Origin of the sequence: Mycobacterium mantenii, assembly GCF_010731775.1 — a bacterium.
Classification (GTDB): domain Bacteria; phylum Actinomycetota; class Actinomycetes; order Mycobacteriales; family Mycobacteriaceae; genus Mycobacterium; species Mycobacterium mantenii.
Window position 1 is genome coordinate 573,423 of sequence record NZ_AP022590.1, and the last position, 25,295, is coordinate 598,717.

The window sequence follows — 25,295 nt, forward strand, 5'->3', positions numbered from 1 at the left end:
GGTTAGCGCAGAATCTTGGCGTAGAGCAGGCTGTCCTGTGGCTCGGGCCCCATGGTGGGGTAGACCGCATGCCGGGCCAGCCGCCCCTCCAAGAAGAAGCCGGCGTGCTCGAGCAGTCGTGCCGAGCGCTCGTTGTCCACACTGCAGGTGGCCCAGACGCGGTAGACCTCGCGATCGGCGTCGAGCGCGGTGAGCAACATGCCGAGCACCTCGGACATGAAACCCTTGCCCCACCAGCGTCGGCCCAGGCAGTAGCCGACCTCGACCGAGTGCTGCGCGCTGCGCCGGCAGCTGGCCAGCCCGATCACCTCGCCGCGGTGCCGCGACTCGATGACCCAGGTTTTCTCGTCCGCGCTGGCGTTGAGTTTTTCGGTGATCACCCGCCGCGTCGCGGCCACGTCGGGGTGCGGCGCCCACAGCAGATACTTGGTGACCTGCGGATCGCGGGCGACCCGCTGGAACAGCGCCCCCGCGTCGTCGAGCACGGGCGGGCGCAGCGTCAGCCGCGGCCCGCTGATGCGGTCGGGTGGGTATTCGGCCATCGCAATGTGACTTTAGAGGCCGAGGGCGCGATAGGTGTTGCGGACGAATCTCGGTTGTGCCGTGCGAAGTTTGGCCAGCGACGTGTTGCCGGCGACGGCGGTGGCCGCATCCACGGTCAGGTCCGGCAGATTTTGAATCAGGTAGAGCAGGATCAGCTCCGCGCCGGGGTCGGCCTGCCACCAGGTCCCGTAGGCGCCGGGCCAGCTGAACGTGCCGGGACCGCCCGGCCCGAAAAGTGGTGTGCTCTTTGCCGGATCGGTCACCAGCGACAGGTTCAGCCCGAAGCCGCGGCCGACCCAGTAGGGCGCGCCCAGGAAGTTGTGCCGCTTCTGTTCGTCGGTGAGCCGGTCGGTCCGCATCAGCCGGACGGACTCTTCCGAGAGCACCCGCACGCCGTCGACCGTTCCGCCGCCCAGCAGCATCCGGACGAACCGCAGGTAATCGTCGGCGCTCGACCACAATCCGCCGCCGGCATTGCAGAACGAGGGCGGCGTGATGTGCGGCGGGCCCATCACGCCGTGCCGCAGTCGGCTGTGCTCGTCGAGTGAGTACATGGTCGCCGCGCGGCGCCGCGCTTCGGGCGAGACGAAGAACCCCGTGTCGGTCATGCCGGCCGGGCCCAGAATCCGTTCGTCGAGCACTTGGTGGAAGGGCTTGCCCTCGACGCGGGAAGCGATGACGCCCAGCAGGTCGATGGAGTGGCTGTAGGTGACGCGGTCACCGGGCTGATGCACCAGTGGCAGCTTGGCCAGCTCGGAGAGCCAGGTGTCCGGGCCGTGATTGAACGGCAGCCGCATGTAGGCCTTGGAGATCGGCCCGGATACCGAGAACCCGTACGCCAGGCCGCTGGTGTGGGTGAGCAGGTCTTCGATCAGGATGGTGCGGTTCACCGGGTGCGTGCGGTCTAGCGGGCCGTGCGGATCGTCGAGCACCCGCACCTGCGCCAACTCCGGAGCCCACCGCGTGACCGGATCCTTCAGCCTCAGCTTGCCGTCGTCGACCAGGCTCATCACCGTCGCGACCGTCACCGGCTTGGTCATCGACGCGATGCGGAACAGCGTGTCGCGCTGCATCGGCAGGCCCGCGTCCACGTCGCGGTAGCCGATTTCGTTCACCTGCAGCAGTTCTCCGCGCTGCCAGACCACCGTCACCGCGCCGGCGAGCAGTCCGGCGTCGCAGACTTCGCGGATGGAGGCCGCATTGAGGTCGAGGGTCGAGCGATTCACCTGGTCAGGTTAGCGGGCCGGTGGCGGCGCCCGGTCAGCCCGCCGACGCATCGGTGCATCGAGGGTCAAGATTTCATGACGGTCTCGGTTGCGCAAAGGTACGGCAGCCCACCCGCGATGCGACGGCCGATGTCGCTCGTTCGGCTTTAGTGTCGGCGGCTATGGCCGAACTGAACAATTGCGTGAAGTGCTGGCGCACAGCGCTTCACGTAGCCGTGTCGGCACTGCTGGTTGCCATCTTCGGACTCGCCATCAGCCCGGTAGCCCATGCGGCCGCGGTGACGGCGACGTTGTCGGTGGAACATACGTGGCAGACCGGTTTCATAGCCCGCTTCGCCGTCACCAACGCGAGCATGGCGCCGCTAGCCGGTTGGAAGCTCGAATTCGACATGCCGGCGGGACAATCCGTCTTGCACACATGGAATAGCACCGTTAGCCAATCGGGCACGCATTTTGTTCTCACCCCCGCGAATTGGAATCGCGTCATTGCGCCCGGTGGTTCAGCGACGGGTGGTTTTAGAGGCGCGTTGACGGGTGCCTACTCGCCACCGGTGAATTGTCTGCTCAACGGGCAATATCCCTGCAGCTAGAGGCGGCTGCGCACCGAGCCCGACGGCTCCGAAAATGCGGCTATGGGCGCCGGCAGAGCCGCTTTCTGCCGGGGTTCGCACATATTTCTTCGATAATTCAGGCCCCCGATATGCCGGCCGCGACATATAGCCGCGGTGTGCGGTGGTGCTGCCGTATTTGCCCTGGCGCTCAGCGGAATCGATGGTGCCAGCGGTGTCGGGGTGCCGCGCACCGTTGCGGACCCGGACCCGTCGCCGACGGTAGCCCCGACGCCCTCGTCGCCCGACGACGCTTGCTGCGACACGGTCGCACCTCAATCGGGCAACTGGGACTGCAAGATCGGCCTGAACTGTGGGCCGATCCGGCCCCGCCAGTCTCCGCCGGCGAACCGCCCTCCGAGTCCTCCGCCTCCGCCGCAATAGGCGCTTGAGCGCCAGCCTGCTTGGGTGCGCTCGAGCAGCGCGCCACCGCGGAACGCGACGTGACGCTGTGAGGCGGGCACACGCCGCATGCCTCCCTCCCAGAGACTGGTGAGGCGGGTGTGACTAGCGCGGTGGGCTGCGACGGGCACCACCCATGCCTCGCGGCGTCGCACTCGAAATAAGTGGTACGCTGCCTCGCAGTCGACATCCTTTAACGATCCGTCCGGCGAGGCGGAGAAGGAGGTCAAGTTTCGTATGGGTGCTGCGGGCAACACCGGCTTGGGCAGCGATTCCCGGGAGTTGATGTCGGCGGCCGATGTGGGCCGCACCATTTCCCGCATTGCACATCAGATCATCGAAAAGACCGCGCTGGACGGTCCGGACGCACCACGGGTGGTGCTGCTGGGCATCCCGACCCGCGGTGTCATCCTGGCCAAGCGGCTGGCCGCCAACATCGGCGAATACAGCGGGGTCGAGGTCGGCCATGGCGCCCTGGACATCACGCTCTACCGCGACGACCTGATGCAGAAGCCGCCGCGGCCGCTGGAGGCCACCTCGATTCCGGCCGGCGGCATCGACGACGCCCTGGTGATCCTGGTCGACGACGTCTTGTACTCCGGCCGGTCGGTGCGTTCCGCGCTGGACGCGCTGCGCGACGTGGGCCGGCCGCGGGTGGTGCAGCTGGCGGTGCTGGTCGACCGCGGCCATCGCGAACTGCCGCTGCGCGCCGACTACGTCGGCAAGAACGTCCCCACCTCACGCGGCGAGAGCGTGCACGTGCTGCTGCGCGAGACCGACGGCGACGACGGGGTGGTGATCTCCCGATGACGCGCCATCTGCTGGCCGCCGGCGACCTGAGCCGCGACGACGCCACCGCCATCCTCGACGACGCCGACCGGTTCGCGCAGGCGCTGGTGGGCCGCGAGATCAAGAAGCTGCCGACGCTGCGCGGGCGCACCATCGTCACGATGTTCTACGAGAATTCGACCCGCACCCGGGTGTCCTTCGAGGTGGCCGGCAAGTGGATGAGCGCCGACGTGATCAATGTCAGCGCCTCCGGATCGTCGGTGGGCAAGGGGGAGTCGCTGCGCGACACCGCGTTCACGCTGCGCGCCGCCGGCGCCGACGCGCTGATCATCCGGCACCCGGCCTCCGGCGCCGCGCACCTGCTCGCCGAGTGGACTTCGGGCGGGAACGCCGCCCGAGAGGATCCAGGGCCGTCGGTGATCAACGCCGGCGACGGTACCCACGAACACCCGACCCAGGCGCTGCTGGACGCGCTCACCATTCGCCAGCGCCTCGGCGGCGTAGAAGGCCGTCGCATTGTGATCGTCGGCGACATCCTGCACAGCCGGGTCGCCCGCTCCAACGTGATGCTGTTGCACACACTGGGCGCCGAGGTGGTGCTGGTCGCGCCGCCGACGCTGCTGCCGGTCGGCGTGGAGGGCTGGCCGGTCACCGTGTCGAACGACTTCGACGCCGAGCTGCCCGCCGCCGACGCGGTGTTGATGCTGCGGGTGCAGGCCGAGCGGATGAACGGCGCCTTCTTCCCGTCGGTACGCGAATACTCGTCGCTGTACGGGCTTTCCGATCGTCGCCAGGCGATGCTGCCCGGCCACGCCGTGGTGCTGCACCCGGGGCCGATGCTGCGTGGAATGGAGATTGCATCGTCGGTGGCCGACTCGTCGCAATCGGCTGTGCTGCAACAGGTTTCCAACGGTGTGCACGTGCGGATGGCGGTGTTGTTCCATGTGCTGGTTGGCACCGAACTGGCCGGGGAAGAGGGTGCGGCGTGAGCGTGCTGCTGCGCGGGGTTCGGTTGTACGGCGAGGGCGATCGCGTCGACGTGCTGGTCGACAGCCCCGGTTTTGAAGGCCAGATCGCCGACATCGGCGCCGGCCTCGACTTTCCCGACACGGCGGACGTGATCGATGCCACCGATCACGTCCTGCTTCCCGGCCTGGTGGACTTACACACCCATCTGCGCGAACCGGGGCGCGAATACGCCGAGGACATCGAAACCGGGTCGGCCGCAGCGGCTTTGGGTGGCTACACCGCGGTGTTCGCAATGGCCAATACCAACCCGGTCGCCGACAGTCCGGTGGTCACCGACCACGTCTGGCATCGCGGCCAGCAGGTCGGCCTGGTCGACGTGCACCCGGTGGGCGCCGTCACCGTCGGGTTAGCCGGTAAGGAGCTCACCGAGATGGGCATGATGGCGGCCGGGGCGGCGCAGGTGCGGATGTTCTCCGACGACGGCATCTGCGTGCACGACCCGCTGGTGATGCGCCGCGCGCTGGAATACGCCACCGGGTTGGACGTGCTCATCGCCCAGCACGCCGAGGAACCCCGGCTGACCGTCGGCGCCGTCGCCCACGAAGGGCCCACCGCCGCTCGGCTGGGCCTGGCGGGATGGCCCCGGGCGGCCGAGGAATCGATCGTCGCCCGCGACGCGCTGCTGGCCCGCGACGCCGGCGCCCGGGTGCACATCTGCCACGCTTCCACGGCGGGCACCGTCGAGATCGTGAAATGGGCCAAGAAGCAGGGAATCTCGATCACCGCCGAGGTCACGCCGCACCACCTGATGCTCGATGACAGCAGGCTGGCCAATTATGACGGACAAAACCGCGTCAACCCGCCGCTGCGCGAAGCGGCCGACGCGGTGGCGCTGCGCCAGGCGCTGGCCGACGGCGTCATCGACTGTGTGGCCACCGATCACGCCCCGCACGCCGAGCACGAGAAGTGCGTGGAGTTCTCCGCGGCGCGTCCCGGCATGCTGGGCCTGCAGACCGCGCTGTCGATCGTGGTGCAGACCATGGTCATCCCGGGCCTGTTGACCTGGCGGGACGCCGCCCGGGTGATGAGCGAAAATCCCGCCCGCATCGCGCGCCTGCCCGATCATGGGCGGCCGCTGGAAGCGGGGGAGCCGGCCAACCTCACGGTGGTGGACCCGACGGCCTCCTGGACCGTCGCCGGGTCGGACCTGGCCAGCCGGTCGGCCAACACGCCCTACGAGGCGATGACACTGCCCGCCACCGTGACCGCCACGCTGCTGCGCGGCAAGGTCACCGCCCGAGACGGGAAGTGCCCGGCATGAATTCGGGCACGCTGGTGGGATCGCTGATCTTCGCGGCCGTGGTGGTCGTGGTGATCACGGTGGTGATCCAACTGATGATGCGCGGCTGGCGGCGGAAATCCCAACGGCAGGCGGAGCTGATCGGCGAGTTGCCCGGCATGCCCGACCGGGTAGGCGCGGCGATCATCACCACCCGCGGCCACTATTGCGGCTCGATGATGGCGCCGGGTTGGAACGAGCGGATCGCGGCCGGCGATCTGGGTTTCCGTTGCAAAGCGGCGCTGACCCGCTATGCCGCGGGAATCATGATGGAGCGCTTACGGGCTCAACCGATTTGGATTCCACAAGACTCGATCACCGCTATCCGTATGGAGCGCCGTATGGGAGGTAGGGCCGCGGCCCGGGTTGGGATATTGGCAATACGGTGGCGGCTGCCATCGGGAGTCGAGATCGACACCGGCTTCCGGGCGAACCACCGCGACGACTACGGCGAGTGGCTGGAGTCCCAGCAGGAGGGAGCCGCGTGAGCAAAGCATTGTTGGTACTCGAGGACGGCCGCGTCTTCACCGGCACGCCGTTCGGCGAGATTGGCCAAACACTGGGCGAGGCCGTGTTTTCCACCGGCATGTCCGGCTATCAGGAGACGCTGACCGACCCCAGTTACCACCGGCAGATCGTGGTGGCCACCGCGCCGCAGATCGGCAACACCGGCTGGAACGGCGAGGACGCCGAGAGCCGCGGCGACAAGATCTGGGTCGCCGGCTACGCGGTGCGCGATCCGTCGCCGCGCCCGTCCAACTGGCGGGCCACCGGAACCCTGGAGGACGAACTGGTCCGCCAGCACATCGTGGGGATCGCCGGCATCGACACCCGCGCGGTGGTGCGGCATCTGCGCACCCGCGGCTCGATGAAGGCGGGCGTGTTCTCCGGTGACGCGCTCGCGGATGCGGACGAACTGCTGCAGCGGGTGCGGGGACAGCAGTCGATGCTGGGCGCCGACCTGGCCGGCGAGGTCAGCACGCCGGACACCTACATCGTGGAACCGGAAGGCTCACCGCGATTTACGGTGGCCGCGCTGGACCTGGGCATCAAGACCAACACGCCGCGCAACTTCGCCCGGCGCGGCGTCCGCACCCACGTGCTGGCATCGTCGACGACCTACGAGCAGATCGCCGACATCAATCCCGACGGGGTGTTCCTGTCCAACGGCCCCGGCGACCCCGCCACCGCCGATCACATCGTCGCGGTCACCCGCGAGGTGCTGGGCGCCGGAATCCCATTGTTCGGCATCTGTTTCGGCAACCAGATCCTGGGCCGGGCGCTGGGACTGTCCACCTACAAGATGGTGTTCGGTCACCGCGGCATCAACATCCCGGTGATCGACCACGCCACCGGTCGGGTGGCCGTCACCGCCCAAAACCACGGCTTTGCACTCGAGGGGGAGGCCGGCCAATCCTTCGACACGCCGTTCGGTGCGGCGGTGGTCAGCCACACCTGTGCCAACGACGGAGTCGTCGAAGGCGTGAAACTCGGCGACGGGCAGGCCTTCTCGGTCCAGTACCACCCGGAGGCCGCGGCCGGCCCGCACGATGCGGAGTACTTGTTCGACCAATTCATCGATTTGATGGCGGCCCCAAACCGCGGAAGGGGGCGGTAGTGCCGCGTCGTACCGACTTGCAGCACGTGCTGGTGATCGGCTCGGGCCCGATCGTGATCGGTCAGGCCTGCGAGTTCGACTACTCCGGGACCCAGGCCTGCCGGGTACTGCGCGCGGAGGGGTTGCAGGTCAGCCTGGTCAACTCCAACCCGGCCACCATCATGACCGACCCGGAGTACGCCGACCACACCTACGTCGAGCCGATCACCGCCGCCTTCGTGGAGAAGGTGATCGCCCAGCAGGCCGAGCGCGGCAACAAGATCGACGCGCTGCTGGCCACCCTGGGCGGGCAGACGGCGTTGAACACCGCGGTCGCGCTGTATGAGAACGGCGCGCTGGAGCGCCACGGCGTCGAGCTCATCGGCGCCGACTTCGACGCCATCCAGCGCGGCGAGGACCGCCAGATGTTCAAGGACATCGTCGCCAAGGTGGGCGGCGAATCCGCCCGCAGCCGAGTGTGTTTCACCATGGAAGAGGTCCGCGAGACGGTCGAGGAGCTCGGTCTGCCGGTCGTGGTGCGGCCCAGCTTCACCATGGGCGGCCTGGGTTCGGGGATGGCGCGATCGGTCGAGGAGGTCGACCGGATGGCCGGCGCCGGGCTGGCCGAAAGCCCGAGCGCCAACGTGCTGATCGAGGAATCGATCTACGGCTGGAAGGAATTCGAGCTCGAGCTGATGCGCGACGGCAACGACAACGTCGTCGTGGTGTGCTCGATCGAGAACTTCGACCCGATGGGCGTGCACACCGGTGACTCGGTCACCGTCGCGCCCGCCATGACGCTGACCGACCGCGAATACCAGCGGATGCGAGACCTGGGCATCGCGATCCTGCGCGAGGTCGGGGTGGACACCGGCGGCTGCAACATCCAGTTCGCGATCAACCCTGCCGACGGCCGGCTGATCGTCATCGAGATGAACCCCCGGGTGTCGCGGTCGAGCGCGCTGGCGTCCAAGGCCACCGGCTTTCCCATCGCCAAGATCGCCGCCAAGCTGGCCATCGGGTACACGCTCGACGAGATCGTCAACGACATCACCAAGGAGACCCCGGCCTGCTTCGAGCCCACCCTGGACTACGTGGTGGTCAAGGCGCCGCGGTTCGCGTTCGAGAAGTTCCCGGGCGCCGATCCCACGCTGACCACCACCATGAAATCCGTCGGCGAGGCAATGTCGCTGGGCCGCAACTTTATTGAGGCGCTCGGCAAGGTGATGCGCTCGCTGGAGACCGGCCGCGCCGGTTTCTGGACCAAGCCCGACCCCGACGGTGACGTCGCCGACGTGCTGACCCGGCTGCGGACGCCGACCGAGGGCCGGCTCTACGACATCGAACTGGCGCTGCGGCAGGGCGCGTCGGTCGAGCGGGTCGCCGAGGTTAGCGGGGTGGACCCGTGGTTCGTCGCGCAGATCGGCCAGCTGATCGAGCTGCGCGCCGAGCTGATCGCCGCCCCGGTGCTCGACGCCGACCTGTTGCGCCGCGGCAAGCACAGCGGGTTATCGGATCGCCAGATCGCCGCGCTGCGGCCCGAATTGGCCGGCGAGAACGGGGTGCGGTCGCTGCGCGAGCGCCTCGGTGTGCACCCGGTGTACAAAACCGTCGACACCTGCGCGGCCGAGTTCGAGGCCAAGACGCCATATCACTACAGCAGCTACGAGCTGGACCCGGCCGCCGAGACCGAGGTGGCGCCGCAGACCGAGAAGCCCAAGGTGCTGATTCTGGGGTCGGGGCCCAACCGCATCGGGCAGGGCATCGAGTTCGACTACAGCTGCGTGCATGCGGCGACGACATTGAGCCAGGCGGGCTTTGAGACCATCATGGTCAACTGCAATCCGGAGACGGTGTCCACCGACTACGACACCGCGGACCGCCTGTATTTCGAGCCGCTGACCTTCGAAGACGTTCTCGAGGTGTTCCGTGCCGAGCAGCAGTCGGCGGGCGACGGCCCCGGTGTGGCGGGGGTGATCGTGCAACTCGGCGGCCAGACGCCACTCGGGCTGGCGCAGCGCCTGGCCGACGCGGGCGTACCGATCGTCGGCACTCCGCCGGAGGCCATCGACCTGGCCGAGGACCGCGGCGCCTTCGGCGACGTGCTCACCGCGGCCGGCCTGCCGGCCCCGAAGTACGGCACCGCAACCACTTTCGCCCAGGCCAGGCGGATCGCCGAGGACATCGGATACCCGGTGCTGGTGCGGCCGTCCTACGTGCTGGGCGGACGGGGCATGGAGATCGTCTACGACGAGGAGACGCTGCGGGGCTACATCACCCGCGCCACCGAGCTCTCACCCGAGCACCCGGTGCTCGTCGACCGCTTCCTGGAGGACGCGGTGGAGATCGACGTCGACGCGCTGTGCGACGGCACCGAGGTGTACATCGGCGGCATCATGGAGCACATCGAGGAGGCCGGCATCCACTCCGGCGATTCGGCGTGCGCGCTGCCGCCGGTGACGCTGGGCCGCAGCGACATCGAGAAGGTGCGCCGCGCGACCGAGGCCATCGCCCACGGGATCGGCGTGGTGGGACTGCTCAACGTGCAGTACGCGCTCAAGGACGATGTGCTCTACGTCCTGGAGGCCAACCCGCGGGCCAGCCGCACGGTGCCGTTCGTGTCGAAGGCCACCGCGATCCCGCTCGCCAAGGCGTGCGCCCGGATCATGCTGGGCGCCAACATTTCTCAGCTTCGCGAGGAGGGGATGCTGGCGGCGTCCGGCGACGGGGCCCACGCGGCGCAGGACGCCCCGATCGCGGTCAAGGAGGCCGTGCTGCCCTTCCACCGTTTCCGCCGCGCCGACGGGGCCGCCATCGACTCGCTGCTGGGCCCGGAGATGAAATCCACCGGCGAGGTGATGGGAATCGATCGGGACTTCGGCAGCGCCTTCGCCAAGAGCCAGACGGCCGCCTACGGCTCGCTGCCGGCCCAGGGCACCATCTTCGTCTCGGTGGCCAACCGGGACAAGCGCTCGCTGGTCTTCCCGGTCAAGCGGCTGGCCGATCTGGGTTTCCGCGTTCTCGCCACCGAGGGGACGGCGGAGATGTTGCGCCGCAACGGAATCCCTTGCGATGAGGTGCGCAAGCATTTCGAAGATCCGCAGCCGGGCCGCCCCGCGACCTCGGCGGTGGACGCGATCAAGGCCGGCGAGGTCGACATGGTGATCAACACGCCCTACGGCAACTCCGGGCCGCGCATCGACGGCTACGAAATCCGTTCGGCCGCAGTCTCGGTCAACATCCCCTGCGTCACCACCGTGCAGGGCGCCTCGGCCGCGGTCCAGGGCATCGAGGCCGGCATCCGCGGCGACATCGGCGTGCGCAGCCTGCAGGAACTGCACAGCCAGATGTCGGACAAAGGCGCGCGGTGACCGGGTTCGGCGTCCGGCTGGCGGACGCGAAAGCGCAACGCGGGCCGCTGTGCGTGGGCATCGACCCACATCCCGAGCTGCTGCGCGCCTGGGATCTGCCCACCACCGCCGACGGCCTGGCCGCGTTCTGCGACATCTGCATCGAGGCATTTTCCGGATTCGCCGTCGTCAAACCCCAAGTGGCGTTCTTCGAGGCCTACGGCGCCGCGGGATTCGCGGTGCTGGAACGCACCATCGCGGCCCTGCGATCGGCCGGGGTGCTGGTGCTGGCCGACGCGAAACGCGGCGACATCGGGACGACGATGGCGGCCTATGCGGCCGCCTGGGCGGGTGATTCGCCGCTGGCCGCCGATGCCGTGACGGCCACCCCCTACCTGGGCTTCGGCTCGCTGCGGCCGCTGCTGGAAGCCGCCGCGGCGCACGACCGCGGGGTGTTCGTGCTGGCGGCCACCTCCAATCCCGAGGGCGCGACCGTGCAGCGTGCCGCCTTCGACGGCCGCACGGTGGCCCAGCTGGTCGTCGACCAGGCGGCGGTGGTGAACAAGTCCTTCACGCCGTCCGGGCCCGGCTACGTCGGCGTGGTGGTCGGCGCGACGGTGCTCGAGGCGCCCGACCTCAGTGCGCTGGGCGGACCGGTGCTGGTGCCTGGCCTGGGCGTGCAGGGCGGTCGGCCCGAGGCGCTCGCCGGGCTGGGCGGCGCGGATCCCGGGCAGCTGTTGCCCGCGGTGGCCCGCGAGGTGCTGCGGGCGGGACCGGGTGTGGCGGAGCTGCGTGCGGCCGCCGATCGCATGCTGGACGCGGTCGCCTATCTCGGCGCGCTGTAGACGGCTAGTCCGACGCCACTGCCGTGCTGGGCCGCGCGGTTTCGACGATGACGGTCGTGGCCTTGACGACGGCCACCGCGACGCTTCCCGGACGCAAATGCAATTCCTCGGCGGCCTCGGTGCTCATCAGCGACACGACGGTGAACGGACCGCACTGCATCTCCACCTGGGTCATCACCTTGTCGCTGACCACCGACGTGACCAGCCCGACGAAGCGGTTGCGGGCCGAGCTGCCGATGCTGAGCGGGTCCGCCGGCGGGGCGGGCGCATTCGTGCGGGAGAAGTGGGCGAGGTCCTCGCTGGCGATCACCTTGCGGCCGGCGGCGTCATGGCTGACCGCCAATGTGCCCTGGTTGATCCAGCGCCGCACGGTGTCGTCGCTGACGCCGAGCAGCTCAGCCGCCTGGCGAATTCGCAGGTTGGACACCGCTCGATCGTATCGGATTTCGGGGTGCCGATTAGCTGAAATGGGACCGGGCGCCGCCTTCATCCCGCACCTACGGAAACAAAACTGGGATTAGTCCGCGGGTGCGGAAACCGAGTCTTATTTCTCCCGGATGCCGCGGAGGCGGGCGCCCGCGATCACTCGCGCGCGTCCGGCGCGGCGGCGCACCCCCCGGCGGTCAACGACGCTGCGGCCCTTGAAGGTTGGTGAAACCGCAGGGTGGGCTGGGGAGAGTGGAGTCTGGTGACGTCGAACGTGGTTCGGTCGCGGCGCCGGCTCGAACGCCCCGCCGCCGACCGGGACTCCGACGCCGGTCGGGCCGGCGCCGCCGCCGACGGATCGGCCGGGATGGGGCGGCGGGTCGTCGGTTGCTGGTCGATCGTGACCTGGGGCGGCGCCTGAGCGCCGCGGACGGCGACTCGGCGGCACAGGTGGTCACGGTCCGGGGCGCCTGAATACCGGGCCCGGAAGACCCCCGGCGCCCATGAGACCGGTGCGTCGGGCCGAACGGCGGCGATGGCCTGGCGTTTGACCGGCGACGCGACACGCGCGACACGCCGCAACAAATCCGTGATCCCTCACACCGAGCGTGACGGCGGCCCGGCGACGAGCTTCCGGGCTGGCCGGCCGCGCCGCCCTCCACCGCCATCGAACGCTAAAGCCGCAGGTAGATGGCTCAGTTACGCGTCGAAACCGAGCCGGTGGCGGCGGCCGGCCCGCGCCGAACGCGGCCGCCGTCGACGCCGCGTGAAGCGCCGCTTCGGCCGGCCACACTCCGGTCCATGCTGGGAGTTTGCCCCCTGAAGCAGGGGGTCGGGTTAGATTTCGTCAGAAGGCCTGAGTACGGTCGTCTCCGCTGGCAGAAGTACCGGCGAGACAAAATGAGATCGATTGAAATTGATTGATCAGATACGGAGGAATCGTGGCCCTTCCCCAGTTGACCGACGAGCAGCGCGCGGCCGCGTTGGAGAAGGCTGCTGCCGCACGTCGAGCGCGAGCAGAGCTCAAGGACCGCCTGAAGCGTGGCGGCACCAACCTCACCCAGGTGCTCAAGGACGCCGAGACCGACGAAGTCCTGGGCAAGATGAAGGTTTCCGCGCTTCTCGAGGCGTTGCCCAAGGTGGGCAAGGTCAAGGCGCAGGAAATCATGACTGAGTTGGAGATCGCCCCCACCCGCCGTCTGCGCGGCCTCGGCGATCGTCAGCGCAAAGCCCTGCTGGAAAAGTTCGGCTCCTAACCCGACCGCCGACGATGCAGGCCGAACGGCCTGAGGAGAAGGCGGGCGAGCGGACCCAAGCCGTGGGCGCACCGGCCCAGGAGCGCCTGTGAGCGCCGGCGGGGGACCGGACGTCCAGCACGGCACACGTCCTGAACCGTCAGGTCCCGGACGTGTGGTTGTGCTGTCCGGTCCCTCCGCGGTCGGCAAGTCAACCGTGGTCCGGTGCCTGCGCGAGCGGGTCCCGAACCTGCATTTCAGCGTGTCGGCCACGACGCGGGCGCCGCGGCCCGGCGAGGTCGACGGCGTCGATTACCACTTCGTCAGCCCCGCCCGCTTCCAGCAGCTCATCGACGAGGGCGCGCTGCTGGAGTGGGCCGAAATTCACGCGGGGCTGCACCGATCGGGCACCCTGGCCGAGCCGGTCCGGGCCGCCACAGCCCGCGGACTCCCCGTGCTGATCGAGGTTGACCTGGCCGGGGCCAGGGCGGTCAAGAGGGCGATGCCCGAGGCCTTGGCGGTCTTTCTGGCGCCGCCCAGCTGGGAGGACCTCAAGGCCAGGCTCATCGGGCGCGGCACCGAAACCCCGGAGGCCATGGAGCGGCGTCTGGAGACCGCACGCGTCGAAATGGCGGCCCAAAATGACTTCGACCGGGTGGTCGTGAACAGTCAATTGGAGTCGGCGTGCTCCGAATTGGTATCCTTGCTGGTGGGAAAAGCGCCGGGCCGGCACGACCCGTCTGGCCAGACCAGAAACCGGACCACATCCCAGCAAGATTGAACACCGAATTTCACCATTTTTTTCAGTGGTGACCAGCCGCTCCAATCCGCCAGGAGATTGACCTACGTGAGTATTCCGCAGTCCGACGCGGCCTTGGCCGCCGTCCCCGACCGGTTCGACCCGTCCGCCGGGGGACCGGCCGCCTACGACACCCCGCTGGGCATCACCAACCCGCCCATCGACGAGCTGCTGGACCGCGTCTCGAGCAAGTACGCCCTGGTGATCTATGCCGCCAAGCGGGCCCGTCAAATCAACGACTACTACAACCAACTCGGCGAGGGCATCCTCGAATACGTGGGTCCGCTGGTCGAGCCGGGGCTGCAGGAAAAGCCGCTGTCGATCGCGATGCGCGAGATCCACAGCGACCTGCTCGAGCACACCGAGGGCGAGTAACCGGGCCGGGCCGGGCGCGCTGTGGAGGACCGTAATCGGGCCGCGAAAAGGGTCATCGTCGGCGTCTCCGGCGGTATCGCCGCCTACAAGGCGTGCACCGTCGTTCGTCAGCTCGCCGAGGCCGGCCATTCCGTCCGCGTCATCCCCACCGAGTCCGCGCTGCGCTTCGTCGGGGCCGCTACGTTCGAGGCGCTCTCCGGCCAGCCCGTGCGCACCGGCGTCTTCGACGACGTGCCGGAGGTTCCGCACGTCCAGCTCGGTAAGGAGGCCGACCTGGTCGTGGTGGCGCCGGCGACGGCGGACCTGCTGGCCCGGGCGGTACACGGCCGCGCCGACGACCTGCTGACCGCCACCCTGCTCACCGCGCGATGTCCGGTGCTGTTCGCGCCGGCGATGCACACCGAGATGTGGTTGCACCCGGCCACCGTGGACAACGTGGCCACGCTGCGCCGCCGCGGAGCGATAGTGCTCGAGCCCGCCGCCGGGCGCCTCACCGGCACGGACAGCGGATCGGGCCGGCTGCCCGAAGCCGAGGAGATCACCACCCTGGCCCACCTGCTGCTGGAGCGCCACGACGCGCTTCCCTACGACCTCGCCGGTTGCCGGGTGCTGGTCACCGCCGGGGGCACCCGTGAACCGGTCGACCCGGTGCGCTTCATCGGCAACCGCAGCTCCGGCAAGCAGGGCTATGCGGTGGCCCGGGTGGCCGCCCAGCGCGGCGCCGAGGTCACTCTGATCGCCGGGCATACCGCCGGGCTGATCGACCCGGCCGGCGTCGAGGTGGTCCACGTCAGCTCGGCCGAGCAACTGGGCGACGCCGTGGCCAAGCACGCATCCGAGGCGGACGTGCTGGTGATGGCCGCCGCGGTCGCCGACTTCCGGCCCGCCCGGGTCGCGGCCGCCAAGATCAAAAAGGGCCCCAATGACCAAGAGGGACTGCCCACGATCGAGCTGGTCCGCAACGACGACGTGCTGGCCGGTGCGGTGCGTGCGCGCGCCCACGGCGAGCTGCCGAACCTGCGCGCCATCGTGGGATTCGCCGCCGAGACCGGGGATGACAACGGGGACGTGCTGTTTCACGCCCGGGCGAAGCTGCGCAACAAGGGCTGCGACCTGTTGGTCGTCAACGCGGTGGGCGACGGCCGGGCCTTCGAGGTGGACAACAACGACGGCTGGCTGCTGGCGGCCGACGGTACCGAGTCGGCGCTGCAGCACGGCTCCAAGACATTGATGGCCAGTCGTATCGTGGATGCGATCGCCGCATTCCTGCACGGCGGCGCGTAATACGGTTCGGTTTTCCTGTGGCGCCAGGCCAGGTGCTGGCCGGCCCGATACCAACCGATATAATTCGGTTAACTAACTATTTGGAAGGGTAGAGATTGTGAGCGAAAAGGGTCGCCTGTTTACCAGTGAGTCGGTGACTGAGGGACATCCCGACAAGATCTGTGACGCGATCAGCGACTCGGTCCTCGACGCCCTGCTGGCGCAGGACCCCCGCTCACGTGTCGCGGTCGAGACGCTGGTCACCACCGGACAGGTGCATGTGGTGGGTGAGGTGACGACGACGGCCAAAGAGGCGTTCGCCGACATCACCAACACGGTTCGCGAGCGCATCCTCGAGATCGGCTACGACTCGTCCGAGAAAGGGTTCGACGGCGAGACCTGCGGCGTGAACATCGGCATCGGCCGTCAGTCGCCCGACATCGCCCAGGGCGTGGACACCGCACACGAGACGCGTGTCGAGGGCGCCGCCGACCCGCTGGACCTGCAGGGCGCCGGCGACCAGGGCCTGATGTTCGGCTACGCGATCAACGACACCCCCGAGCGGATGCCGCTGCCGATCGCGCTGGCGCACCGGCTGTCGCGGAAGCTGACCGAGGTCCGCAAGAACGGCACGCTGCCCTACCTGCGGCCGGACGGCAAGACGCAGGTCACCATCGAGTACGAGGACGACGTGCCCGTCCGGCTGGACACCGTGGTGGTCTCCACCCAGCACGCCGACGGCATCGACCTGGAAAAGACGCTGGATCCCGACATCCGCCAGCACGTGCTCAAGACCGTGCTCGACGAGCTGGCGCACGACACCCTGGACTCGTCGGCGACGCGGGTGCTGGTCAACCCGACCGGCAAGTTCGTCCTCGGCGGCCCGATGGGCGACGCCGGTTTGACCGGCCGCAAGATCATCGTCGACACCTACGGCGGCTGGGCGCGGCACGGCGGCGGCGCCTTCTCCGGAAAGGATCCGTCCAAGGTGGACCGGTCGGCGGCCTACGCAATGCGCTGGGTGGCCAAGAACATCGTCGCCGCCGGGCTGGCGGAGCGGGTCGAAGTGCAGGTGGCCTACGCCATCGGCAAGGCCGCCCCGGTCGGGCTGTTCATCGAGACGTTCGGCACCGCGACGGTCGACCCGGTCAAGATCGAGAAGATCGTCCCGGAGGTGTTCGATTTGCGGCCCGGCGCGATCATCCGCGACCTGGACCTGCTGCGCCCGATCTACGCGCAGACCGCCGCCTACGGGCACTTCGGCCGCACCGACATCGAACTGCCCTGGGAGCAGCTCAACAAGGTCGACGACCTCAAGCGCGCGATCTAGGGCCCGTCGGGCGCTAGCCGGTGAACCGGTAGTCGTCCAGATCGAACCGGCGGCTGCGCCAGTACACCTCCGGGGTGGTGCCCGGACGCAGCGGCACGTCGCCGTTCTTGTCGAAGTAGTAGCTGTTGGCCAGCCGGCAGCTGTCCTGCCAGAAGATCTGCCGGTGCCGTCGGCGCATCATCTCGGCGAAGTAGCGATCGTTGGCTTCCTCGCTCACCTCGACGCGGGTCGCGCCGACGCGCTCGGCGCGTTTGAGGCACCGCACGATGTGATGGGTCTGCGCCTCGATGAGCGCGAAATATGAAGAGCCGACGTAACCGTACGGACCGAACACGGTGAAGAGGTTGGGAAAGCCCGGCACGGTCACGCCTTCGTAGGCCTGCAGCCGGTGCTCATCCCAGAATCGGCTCAACGACTTTCCGCCGCTTCCGGTCACCGCGAACGTGGGCACGTTGTCGGGGTCCATCACCTTGAAGCCGGTCGCCAGGATCAGTACGTCGATCTCGTGGTTCTCGCCGTCGGTGGTGGCCACCGCGTCGGGCGTGATCTTGTCGATCGGTTCGGTGACCAGCCGCACGTTGTCGCGGTTGAACGTGGCGAGGTAGCCGTTGTGGAAACCGGGGCGTTTGCAACCCACCGCGTACTTCGGGGTCAGCTGCTCGCGCACGGCCGGATCCTGAACCTGTTGCCGCAGATAGGATTTCCCCAGCGAGGCCATCCTCTTGGCCAGCGGGATGACCGTGAAATAGTGCGCCGAGATGGGGAAGGTGAGTTCCACGTAGGCCTGGCTGAGCAGGCGCTGCAGGAACTTGCCGCCGGGGATTCGCATCGCCCAGCGTGCGGCCGCGGGCAACGGAACGTCGAACTTCGGGAAACACCAGATTGGTGTGCGCTGAAATACGGTGAGCTGGTTGACGATCGGCGCGATTTCGGGAATCACCTGCACGGCCGAGGCGCCGGTGCCGATCACCGCGACGCGCTTGCCGCGCAAATCCTGGCTGTGATCCCACCGCGCGGTGTGCATGGTGATGCCGCCGAACGAGTCCACGCCGTCGATGTCGGGCAGGTTCGGCACCGTCAATACGCCGCAGGCGCTGATCACAAACCTGGCGGTGACTTCTCCGCCGGGGTCGGTCTGCAACCGCCACAGGCCGTGCTCGTCGTCGAACTCGGCGCTCTGCACCTTGGTGTTGAACCGGATCCGGGACCGGATGCCGTATTTGTCGGCACAGTGTTCGGCATAGGCCTTGAGCTCGCGGCCCGGCGCGTAGGTGCGCGACCAGTGCCGGCTCTGCTCGAAGGAGAACTGGTAGGAGAATGACGGAATGTCCACGGCGATACCGGGATACGTGTTCCAGTGCCAGGTGCCGCCGACCCCGTCGCCGGCTTCGATCACCCGGTAGTCGGGCAGCCCGGCCCGGTCCAGGTTGATGGCCGCGCCGATGCCGGAGAATCCGGCGCCGATGATAAGCGTGTGATAGTCGGGGGTTTCGTCTTCGTGGGGGACCATCGTTGCCTGCCTAGGGGTGCAGCGCCTTGTTGAGCGCCGCCAGGCCGCGCTCGGCGGCCTCGGCGGCGGCGGGTATCGCCAGGGCGAAACTGACGTACCCGTGCACCAGGGTGGGCTCGTTGCTCAGCTCGACCGGCACGCCCGCGGCGGCCAGCAGCTCGGCGTAACGGGCCCCGTCATCGCGCAGCGGATCGTGTTCGGCGGTCCCGATGTAGGCCGGCGCCAGCCCGGACAGGTCCGCGGCGTTTGCCGGAGCCATGGTGGTGGGCAGCGCGGTCGGGTCGGTGATGTCGAGGTCGGGGACGTACCAGGACAGAAAGGCGTCGATCACTTCACGGTTCAGAATCGGCGCCGCGGCGTTGTCGGTGTAGGACGGCAGGGACAGATCCGCGGTGACCGTCGGGTACCACAGCAACTGGAAGCGCAGTGCGGGCCCGTCGTTCTCGCGGGCCAACAGCGCCGTCACCGCGGCGAGATTGCCGCCCGCCGAGTCACCGGCCACGGCGATGTTGCCGGGGTCGCCGCCGAGCTCGGCCGCGTTCTCGGCGACCCATTGCAACGCCGCCCAGCAGTCGTCCACCGCCGCTGGGAACGGATGCTCGGGGGCCAGCCGGTAACCGACCGACACCACGATGGCCTCGGCGCCCACGGCGTGCGCGCGGGCGACCGGGTCGTGGGTGTCCAGGTCGCCCAGGCAGAACCCGCCGCCGTGGTAGAAGACGACCACGGGCAGCGGGGCGAGCTCGCTGTCGGGCCAGTAGATGCGCACCGGGATGTCGGTCCGTTCGCCGTGGGCGACCGTGCGGTCCTCGATCCGCAGCTCCGGCAGCATCTTCGGCGGCACCTTGAGCAGCCGGAGCCGCGAGCGCGCGACCTCGACGCCGTCGGCCTCGCGGAACGTCATCGGAAAGACGTCGAGCAGCGCCTTGAACGTCGGATCGATCCCCGGGCGGGCGATGGTCGGCTCGCTCATGTGTTAAACGTACGCTGCGGGGTCACCGGTGCAGGGCGGTTCGCAATGCCGTCAGTCCGCCCTCGAGCGCCGCGGTGGCCGCGGGCACCACACCCGCATACCCCAGGTAGCCGTGCACCAGCGTCTCGGCGTTGTGCACCCGGGCGGCGACGCCGGCGGCCGCCAGCAATTCGCCATACCGGATGCCGTCGTCGCGCAGCGGGTCGTACCCGGCGACGGCGATGTAGGCCGGCGCCAGGTTGCTCAGGTCCGTCGCCCGCCCCGGGGCCATGTCCGACGGCGGATCGGACATGTCGACTTCGCCCGCGTACCAACGGGAGAACTCCGCGACGGCCTTGACGTCGAGGATGGGCGCTGTGGCGTTCTCGGTGAACGACGGCAGCGATGCGTCCCACATGGTCGACGGATACCACAACAGCTGGAACACGATCGGCGGACCGGCGTTGTCCCGCGCCCGCTGCGCCACCGCGGCGGAGATGGTGCCGCCGGCCGAATCCCCGGCGACCGCGATCCGGCCCGGGTCGCCGTGCAACTCGGCGGCGTTCTCGACGACCCAAAGCGTTGCGGCCCAAGCGTCTTCGACGGCGGCGGGGTAGGGGTGCTCGGGGGCCAGCCGGTAATCGACGGACACCACGATCGCGTCGGCGCCGACCGCGTGCTGACGGGCCGTGCCGTCGTGGGTGTCGAGGTCGCCGATGACGAAGCCGCCACCGTGGAAATACAGCACGACCGGCGCCGCGGCGCCCTCCGGATGGCCGTCGGAATGCGCTGGTGGCCAATAGATCCGGACCGCGATGGAGCCGGCGGGGCCGGGGATCGTGCGCTCCTCGACCCGCAGTTCGGGATGCACCGGCCGGCGCGGCAGGTCGCGGAACCGCTGCCGCGCCGCGTCGACTCCGTCCTCAGTGGATAGCCGGAAGGGAACCGCATCCAGTACCTTCTGCAGAATGGGGTCGATAGCGGGTTTCTCGTCGGCTGTGTTATCCAAGCTGGGCATGGACGTACCGTACGCACCTCGTCTGATGGCCGGCGCCTGGGTGGTGGCCGGCTGGGTGGCCCTCGGCTACGGCATCTACCTGACCGTGTTGGCGCTGCGCTCGCCGCCGGGAGTGGAGCTGACCGGGCACTGGGTGTTGCAGCCGGCGTTCAAAGCCTCGATGGCGTTGCTGCTGACGCTGGCCGCGGCGGGCCACGCAAACGTCCGCGAGCGGCGGTGGCTGATGCCGGCGTTGCTGCTGTCGGCCGTCGGCGACTGGGTGCTGGCGATCCCGTGGTGGACGCTTTCTTTCGTGGTGGGCCTGGCGGCATTCCTGTTGGCGCACTTCTGTTTCGTGGCCGCACTGCTTCCGCTGGTACCGGCGTTTTCGGGGAACACCAAGGATGCGCGGCCGTCGACGATGCGCATCGCCGCGGTGATCCTGATGTGTGCGGTGTCGATCGCGCTGCTGGTCTGGTTCTGGCCTCACCTGGGCGCGGACAAGCTGACGCTGCCGGTGACGGTTTACATCGTGGTGCTGACCGCGATGGTGTGCACCGCCCTGCTGGCGAAACTGCCGACGATCTGGACGGCGATGGGTGCGGTGTCCTTCGCGGCCTCAGACTCGATGATCGCCATCGGGCGCTTCATCCTGGGTAACGAGGCGCTGGCCGTGCCGATCTGGTGGTCCTACGCGGCGGCCCAGATCCTGATCACGGCCGGCTTCTTCTTCGGCCGCGAGGTGCCCGCCCAGCACACCGGGGCGGCCGCCGGGGACGCCCCGGCGCCCGCCGAGAGCTGATTGTCGCTTGTGCCCGGTACGCTGCACACCGGACGGTAAATGCATTGGATAGCAACATGATTCGCGGTCCGGGGGCGCGGTGAGCCCCAGCCCGCGCACGCCCGTCGAGGTGGAACCCATCGCTCGGGTGCTGCCGATGCTATCGGTGCCGCATCTGGACCGCGAGTTCGACTATCTGGTGTCGGCCGAGCAGTCCGACGACGCCCAGCCCGGGGTGCGTGTGCGGGTGCGCTTCCACGGCCGGCTGGTCGACGGGTTTGTGCTGGAGCGCCGCAACGACACCGACCACCCCGGGAAGCTGGGCTGGCTGGACCGCGTCATCTCGGCCGAACCGGTGCTCACCCCGGAAATCCGCCGGCTGGTCGATGCGGTCGCGGCGCACTACGCCGGCACCCGCCCCGACGTGCTGCGGCTGGCCGTGCCGGCCCGGCACGCCAGGGTGGAGCGGGAAGCCCCGGCCGGCCGCGACCTTGCGATCCCGGGTCCCGTCGACCCCTCGGGCTGGGACGCGTACGGCCGCGGCGCTCAGTTCCTGACCGCCCTGGCCGAATCGCGGGCGGCCCGGGCCGTCTGGCAGGCGCTGCCGGGCGAGTCGTGGACGGACCGGTTCACCGACGCCGCAGCGCAAACCGTGCGGACCGGCCGCTCGGTGCTGGTGATCGTTCCCGATCAGCGCGACCTGGACGCGCTGTGGCACACCGCGACGACCAGGATCGACGAGGCCGCCGTGGTGGCCCTGTCGGCCGGCCTGGGGCCGGCGGCCCGGTACCGGCGGTGGCTGGCCGCGCTGCGCGGCTCCGCGCGGTTGGTGATCGGTACCCGCAGCGCGGTGTTCGCGCCGCTGAGCGACCTGGGGCTGGTCATGGTGTGGGCCGACGCCGACGACAGCTTGGCCGAGCCGCGGGCGCCGTACCCGCACGCCCGCGAGGTGGCGATGCTGCGCGCGCATCAGGCCCGGTGCGCGGCGCTGATCGGCGGCTACGCGCGCACCGCCGAAGCCCACGCGCTGGTGCGCAGCGGCTGGGCGAACGACATCGTCGCGGCGCGGCCGGTGGTGCGCGCCCGCACGCCGCGGGTGATCGCCCTCGACGACACCGGCTACGCCGACGAGCGCGACCCGGCGGCGCGCACGGCACGCATTCCGTCTATCGCGCTGCGCGCCGCCCGCTCGGCGCTGCAGGCCGCGGCGCCGGTGCTGGTGCAGGTGCCGCGGCGGGGGTACGTCCCGGCGCTGGCCTGCGCGCGCTGCCGCACCATCGCCCGTTGCCGGCACTGCACGGGGCCGCTGTCGCTGCAGGAGGGGGGCGCGGCACTGCTCTGCCGCTGGTGCGGTCGCGCCGACGCGATGCGGCGGTGCGCGCGCTGCGGGTCGGACGCGGTGCGCGCCGTCGTCGTCGGGGCCAGCCGCACCGCCGAAGAACTCGGCCGCGCGTTTCCCGGTACGGCGGTGATCACGTCGTCGGGGGACGGCGTCGTGCCCGAGGTGGCGGCGGGTCCGGCCCTGGTGGTGGCCACCCCGGGCGCCGAGCCGCAGGCCTGCGGCGGTTATGGGGCGGCCCTGCTGTTGGACACATGGGCGCTGCTGGGCCGGCAAGACCTGCGCGCGGCCGAGGATGCGTTGTGGCGCTGGATGAGCGCCGCCGCGCTGGTGCGTGCCCGCGGCGATGGCGGCGTGGTGATGGTGGTCGCCGAGTCGTCGCTTCCCACGGTGCAATCGCTGATCCGCTGGGATCCGGTGGGCCACGCGGAGGCCGAGGTGTCGGCGCGAGCCGAGGTCGGTCTGCCGCCCAGCGTCCACATGGCGGCCATCGACGGGACCGCCGGCGCCGTGGCCGCCCTGCTCGACGAGGCCCGGCTGTCCGATCAGGAGGCCCTGCAGGCCGATCTGCTTGGGCCGGTTGACCTTCCGCCTGGCGTGCGCCGCCCGGCCGGAACCCCGGCCGGCGCCCCGGTGACGAGAATGCTGGTGCGCGTGCCGCGTCAGCAGGGCCTGGCGCTGGCGGCGGCGCTGCGCCGTGGCGTCGGTGTGCTCAGCGCCCGGCAAACCCACGAGCCGGCCCGGGTGCAGATCGACCCGCTGCACATCGGGTAACCTTCACGAACCGTTACCCTAGGCGACAATATGTGCATGCAATAATCTCTCCTTACGACATTAGAAGGTTGCTACACTTTCTAATCCTTAGCCGCCGAGAGGCCGGAAACCATCCGAAAAGGGGCGATATGGCAGCGGACAACACCGCCGTTGACGAGTCCTTGGACGTCATCACCGATGCTTTGCTGACGGCCTCCCGTTTGCTTATGGCCATTTCGGCGCGCTCCGTCGGGCAGGTCGACGAGACCATCACCATCGCGCAGTTCCGGACGCTGGTGATCCTGTCCAATCGCGGTCCGGTCAACCTGGCCACGCTGGCGGGCCTGCTGGGTGTGCAGCCGTCGGCCACCGGCCGGATGGTGGACCGATTGGTCGCCGCCGGGCTGATCGACCGCTTGCCGCACCCGACCTCGCGCCGTGAGCTGCTCGCCGCGCTGACCACGCGCGGCCGCGACGTCGTCCGCCAGGTCACCTCGCACCGGCGCGCCGAGATCGCGGCCATCGTGGCGAAGATGCCACCGCCGGAGCGGCACGGGCTGGTGCGGGCCCTGACGGCCTTCACCGCTGCCGGCGGGGAGCCCGACGTCCACCTGGACGCCGAGATCGACCTGTAGCCGGCTGTGGCGATCGCGAGCGCGGTGGAGCCGGGCGAAGCGGGTCGCCACCATCAGAGCGTGGCGATCGCGAGCGCGGTGGAGCCGGGCGAAGCGGGTCGCCACCATCAGAGCGTGGCGATCGCGAGCGCGGTGGAGCCGGGCGAAGCGGGTCGCCACCATCAGAGCGTGGCGATCGCGAGCGCGGTGGAGCCGGGCGAAGCGGGTCGCCACCATCAGAGCGTGGCGATCGCGAGCGCGGTGGAGCCGGGCGAAGCGGGTCGCCACCATCAGAGCGTGGCGATCGCGAGCGCGGTGGAGCCGGGCGAAGCGGGTCGCCACCATCAGAGCTAGTCGGCCCGCTTTGCGGCGGTCACCAGCAGGTACTCCCAGCCCATGGTGCCGTTGACGAGGTGGTCCTCGGCCAGCTCGACGAGTTGGGCGTCGAGCTCGGCGGCCAGCACGCGGTTGTGGCCGATGTTCGAATACGCCTCGATCGTCGGGCCGTAGTGCTGCTTGAAGTACGCGTGCACCGCCTGGGCGCTGTCGAACCGGTTGACCGCCAATATGCCTCGCGTGGCGGTGAAGTCGGCGATGTGGTCACCGAGCAGCGCGGCGACATAGCCCGGGCGTCCCCAGAGGGCCGCCGGCGGCACGGGGTGCGACAGGCTCGGCCGGTAGGGCCGGATGGTGGCGAGCATCCGGCCGAAGAACCCTTCGGGGGTCCAGCTGATCACGCCGATCGTGCCGCCCGGGCGGCAGACCCGGACCAGTTCGGCGGCGGCGCGCTGCTGATCCGGGGCGAACTGCACGCCGATCGCGGACATGACGACGTCGAACTCGCCATCGCCGAACGGCAGCGCATGCGCGTTGGCCTCGCGGTAATCGATCGTCAGGCCCTGCGCCTCGGCCCTGGCCCGCGACCGCTGCAGCAACTCCGGGGTGAGGTCGGTGGAGACGACGGTGGCGCCGGTGGCGGCCGCCGGAAGCGAGATGTTGCCCGAGCCGGCGGCGACGTCGAGAACGCGCACGCCGGGCCCGATGCCGGTGGCTTTGACCAGGGCGGGGCCGAGCGGCGCCATGACCTCCTCGGCCATCAGGGCGTAGTCGCCCAGCGCCCATACCGTGCGATGCGTTGCGGCCACCGAAGCGTCGCTGATGGTGGTGTCGAGGGTCATTTGGACCTCCTTGGGGGAAGGCGAAGGGGTTGGCTTTCGACCTCGTTGTCGACACGAATCGGCGGTACGTTCACA

Annotated in this window: 25 protein-coding genes; 18 read left to right on the forward strand and 7 right to left on the reverse strand. The window is 69.4% G+C overall.

Annotated features, from left to right (window positions below):
- Positions 1 to 2: 2 nt before the first annotated feature.
- Positions 3 to 542, reverse strand: coding sequence for a GNAT family N-acetyltransferase (locus G6N50_RS02970; protein ID WP_083094821.1), 540 nt, complete (start codon positions 540 to 542; stop codon positions 3 to 5).
- Between the two features lie 12 nt (positions 543 to 554).
- Positions 555 to 1,769 (reverse strand): serine hydrolase domain-containing protein, encoded by a 1,215-nt coding sequence (locus G6N50_RS02975; protein ID WP_083094820.1) that lies wholly within the window; start codon positions 1,767 to 1,769, stop codon positions 555 to 557.
- A gap of 161 nt (positions 1,770 to 1,930) precedes the next feature.
- Between G6N50_RS02975 and G6N50_RS02980 the strand changes: the two genes are divergently transcribed.
- The 8 genes from G6N50_RS02980 (at position 1,931) to pyrF (ending at position 11,668) form a co-directional block, all read left to right on the forward strand.
- Positions 1,931 to 2,359, forward strand: a complete 429-nt coding sequence (locus tag G6N50_RS02980; protein WP_083094819.1) for a cellulose-binding domain-containing protein — start codon at positions 1,931 to 1,933, stop codon at positions 2,357 to 2,359.
- Positions 2,360 to 3,016: 657 nt separating this feature from the next.
- Positions 3,017 to 3,589 carry a bifunctional pyr operon transcriptional regulator/uracil phosphoribosyltransferase PyrR gene (pyrR, locus tag G6N50_RS02985; protein WP_083094818.1) on the forward strand — a complete coding sequence of 191 codons (573 nt, stop codon included), beginning with the start codon at positions 3,017 to 3,019 and terminating at the stop codon, positions 3,587 to 3,589.
- Positions 3,586 to 4,557 (forward strand): aspartate carbamoyltransferase catalytic subunit, encoded by a 972-nt coding sequence (locus G6N50_RS02990; protein WP_083094817.1) that lies wholly within the window; start codon positions 3,586 to 3,588, stop codon positions 4,555 to 4,557. Before pyrR ends, G6N50_RS02990 begins: the two co-directional genes overlap by 4 nt.
- On the forward strand, positions 4,554 to 5,858 hold the full coding sequence (locus G6N50_RS02995; RefSeq protein ID WP_083094816.1) for a dihydroorotase: 1,305 nt from the start codon (positions 4,554 to 4,556) through the stop codon (positions 5,856 to 5,858). Before G6N50_RS02990 ends, G6N50_RS02995 begins: the two co-directional genes overlap by 4 nt.
- Positions 5,855 to 6,364 (forward strand): PH-like domain-containing protein, encoded by a 510-nt coding sequence (locus G6N50_RS03000; protein ID WP_083094940.1) that lies wholly within the window; start codon positions 5,855 to 5,857, stop codon positions 6,362 to 6,364. Before G6N50_RS02995 ends, G6N50_RS03000 begins: the two co-directional genes overlap by 4 nt.
- Entirely contained in the window at positions 6,361 to 7,494 is a 1,134-nt protein-coding gene (carA, locus tag G6N50_RS03005; protein ID WP_083094815.1) for a glutamine-hydrolyzing carbamoyl-phosphate synthase small subunit, read from the forward strand. Before G6N50_RS03000 ends, carA begins: the two co-directional genes overlap by 4 nt.
- On the forward strand, positions 7,494 to 10,844 hold the full coding sequence (gene carB / locus G6N50_RS03010) for a carbamoyl-phosphate synthase large subunit (protein ID WP_083094814.1): 3,351 nt from the start codon (positions 7,494 to 7,496) through the stop codon (positions 10,842 to 10,844). Before carA ends, carB begins: the two co-directional genes overlap by 1 nt.
- Positions 10,841 to 11,668, forward strand: coding sequence for an orotidine-5'-phosphate decarboxylase (gene pyrF, locus G6N50_RS03015; RefSeq protein ID WP_083094813.1), 828 nt, complete (start codon positions 10,841 to 10,843; stop codon positions 11,666 to 11,668). The genes carB and pyrF overlap by 4 nt, the downstream gene beginning before the upstream one ends.
- Before the next feature lie 4 nt (positions 11,669 to 11,672).
- On the opposite strand, the gene G6N50_RS03020 is transcribed toward pyrF, so the two are convergent.
- Positions 11,673 to 12,095, reverse strand: coding sequence for a TOBE domain-containing protein (locus G6N50_RS03020; protein WP_067827907.1), 423 nt, complete (start codon positions 12,093 to 12,095; stop codon positions 11,673 to 11,675).
- A gap of 261 nt (positions 12,096 to 12,356) precedes the next feature.
- Between G6N50_RS03020 and G6N50_RS03025 the strand changes: the two genes are divergently transcribed.
- The 6 genes from G6N50_RS03025 to metK all read left to right on the forward strand — a co-directional run bounded on the left by G6N50_RS03025 (position 12,357) and on the right by metK (position 17,096).
- Positions 12,357 to 12,515, forward strand: coding sequence for a hypothetical protein (locus G6N50_RS03025; RefSeq protein WP_158086060.1), 159 nt, complete (start codon positions 12,357 to 12,359; stop codon positions 12,513 to 12,515).
- 520 nt (positions 12,516 to 13,035) lie between these two features.
- A complete protein-coding gene (mihF, locus tag G6N50_RS03030; RefSeq protein ID WP_007171927.1) occupies positions 13,036 to 13,350 on the forward strand; it encodes an integration host factor, actinobacterial type in 315 nt (104 codons plus the stop codon).
- 88 nt (positions 13,351 to 13,438) lie between these two features.
- Positions 13,439 to 14,110, forward strand: coding sequence for a guanylate kinase (gene gmk / locus G6N50_RS03035; protein WP_142275520.1), 672 nt, complete (start codon positions 13,439 to 13,441; stop codon positions 14,108 to 14,110).
- Between the two features lie 66 nt (positions 14,111 to 14,176).
- Positions 14,177 to 14,503: a DNA-directed RNA polymerase subunit omega gene (rpoZ, locus tag G6N50_RS03040; RefSeq protein WP_083094811.1), complete on the forward strand. Its 327-nt coding sequence runs from the start codon at positions 14,177 to 14,179 to the stop codon at positions 14,501 to 14,503.
- 21 nt (positions 14,504 to 14,524) lie between these two features.
- Complete coding sequence (gene coaBC / locus G6N50_RS03045) at positions 14,525 to 15,787, forward strand: bifunctional phosphopantothenoylcysteine decarboxylase/phosphopantothenate--cysteine ligase CoaBC (protein ID WP_083094810.1); 1,263 nt, start codon at positions 14,525 to 14,527, stop codon at positions 15,785 to 15,787.
- A gap of 97 nt (positions 15,788 to 15,884) precedes the next feature.
- Positions 15,885 to 17,096, forward strand: coding sequence for a methionine adenosyltransferase (gene metK / locus G6N50_RS03050; RefSeq protein WP_083094809.1), 1,212 nt, complete (start codon positions 15,885 to 15,887; stop codon positions 17,094 to 17,096).
- Positions 17,097 to 17,109: 13 nt separating this feature from the next.
- On the opposite strand, the gene G6N50_RS03055 is transcribed toward metK, so the two are convergent.
- The 3 genes from G6N50_RS03055 to G6N50_RS03065 are packed head-to-tail and all read right to left on the reverse strand — an operon-like array spanning position 17,110 to position 20,576.
- A complete protein-coding gene (locus G6N50_RS03055; protein WP_083094808.1) occupies positions 17,110 to 18,606 on the reverse strand; it encodes a flavin-containing monooxygenase in 1,497 nt (498 codons plus the stop codon).
- A gap of 10 nt (positions 18,607 to 18,616) precedes the next feature.
- Positions 18,617 to 19,579, reverse strand: coding sequence for an alpha/beta hydrolase (locus G6N50_RS03060; protein WP_083094807.1), 963 nt, complete (start codon positions 19,577 to 19,579; stop codon positions 18,617 to 18,619).
- Between the two features lie 22 nt (positions 19,580 to 19,601).
- The gene (locus tag G6N50_RS03065; RefSeq protein ID WP_083094806.1) at positions 19,602 to 20,576 is read right to left on the reverse strand and encodes an alpha/beta hydrolase; all 975 of its coding nucleotides are present in this window, start codon (positions 20,574 to 20,576) and stop codon (positions 19,602 to 19,604) included.
- On the opposite strand from G6N50_RS03065, the gene G6N50_RS03070 reads away from it, so the two are divergent.
- The 4 genes from G6N50_RS03070 (at position 20,575) to G6N50_RS29680 (ending at position 24,396) form a co-directional block, all read left to right on the forward strand.
- On the forward strand, positions 20,575 to 21,357 hold the full coding sequence (locus G6N50_RS03070) for a lysoplasmalogenase (RefSeq protein ID WP_083094805.1): 783 nt from the start codon (positions 20,575 to 20,577) through the stop codon (positions 21,355 to 21,357). The genes G6N50_RS03065 and G6N50_RS03070 overlap by 2 nt on opposite strands.
- A 79-nt stretch (positions 21,358 to 21,436) precedes the next feature.
- Positions 21,437 to 23,449, forward strand: coding sequence for a primosomal protein N' (locus G6N50_RS03075; RefSeq protein ID WP_179970088.1), 2,013 nt, complete (start codon positions 21,437 to 21,439; stop codon positions 23,447 to 23,449).
- Positions 23,450 to 23,577: 128 nt separating this feature from the next.
- Positions 23,578 to 24,063, forward strand: coding sequence for a MarR family winged helix-turn-helix transcriptional regulator (locus G6N50_RS03080; protein WP_083094804.1), 486 nt, complete (start codon positions 23,578 to 23,580; stop codon positions 24,061 to 24,063).
- A gap of 60 nt (positions 24,064 to 24,123) precedes the next feature.
- Positions 24,124 to 24,396 (forward strand): 2-isopropylmalate synthase, encoded by a 273-nt coding sequence (locus tag G6N50_RS29680; RefSeq protein WP_269473844.1) that lies wholly within the window; start codon positions 24,124 to 24,126, stop codon positions 24,394 to 24,396.
- Here the strand turns inward: G6N50_RS29680 and G6N50_RS03095 are convergent.
- Complete coding sequence (locus G6N50_RS03095; protein WP_083094802.1) at positions 24,393 to 25,220, reverse strand: class I SAM-dependent methyltransferase; 828 nt, start codon at positions 25,218 to 25,220, stop codon at positions 24,393 to 24,395. The genes G6N50_RS29680 and G6N50_RS03095 overlap by 4 nt on opposite strands.
- Between the last annotated feature and the right edge of the window lie 75 nt (positions 25,221 to 25,295).

Excerpts from the sequence above, each read along its gene's own strand:
- G6N50_RS02970 (WP_083094821.1), bottom strand. The coding sequence starts at position 542 with ATGGCCGAATACCCACCCGACCGCATCAGCGGGCCGCGGCTGACGCTG.
- G6N50_RS02980 (WP_083094819.1), top strand. The coding sequence starts at position 1,931 with ATGGCCGAACTGAACAATTGCGTGAAGTGCTGGCGCACAGCGCTTCAC.
- pyrR (WP_083094818.1), top strand. The coding sequence starts at position 3,017 with ATGGGTGCTGCGGGCAACACCGGCTTGGGCAGCGATTCCCGGGAGTTG.
- G6N50_RS02990 (WP_083094817.1), top strand. The coding sequence starts at position 3,586 with ATGACGCGCCATCTGCTGGCCGCCGGCGACCTGAGCCGCGACGACGCC.
- G6N50_RS03000 (WP_083094940.1), top strand. The coding sequence starts at position 5,855 with ATGAATTCGGGCACGCTGGTGGGATCGCTGATCTTCGCGGCCGTGGTG.
- G6N50_RS03055 (WP_083094808.1), bottom strand. The coding sequence starts at position 18,606 with ATGGTCCCCCACGAAGACGAAACCCCCGACTATCACACGCTTATCATC.
- G6N50_RS03060 (WP_083094807.1), bottom strand. The coding sequence starts at position 19,579 with ATGAGCGAGCCGACCATCGCCCGCCCGGGGATCGATCCGACGTTCAAG.
- G6N50_RS03070 (WP_083094805.1), top strand. The coding sequence starts at position 20,575 with ATGGACGTACCGTACGCACCTCGTCTGATGGCCGGCGCCTGGGTGGTG.
- G6N50_RS03065 (WP_083094806.1), bottom strand. The coding sequence starts at position 20,576 with ATGCCCAGCTTGGATAACACAGCCGACGAGAAACCCGCTATCGACCCC.
- G6N50_RS03080 (WP_083094804.1), top strand. The coding sequence starts at position 23,578 with ATGGCAGCGGACAACACCGCCGTTGACGAGTCCTTGGACGTCATCACC.
- G6N50_RS03095 (WP_083094802.1), bottom strand. The coding sequence starts at position 25,220 with ATGACCCTCGACACCACCATCAGCGACGCTTCGGTGGCCGCAACGCAT.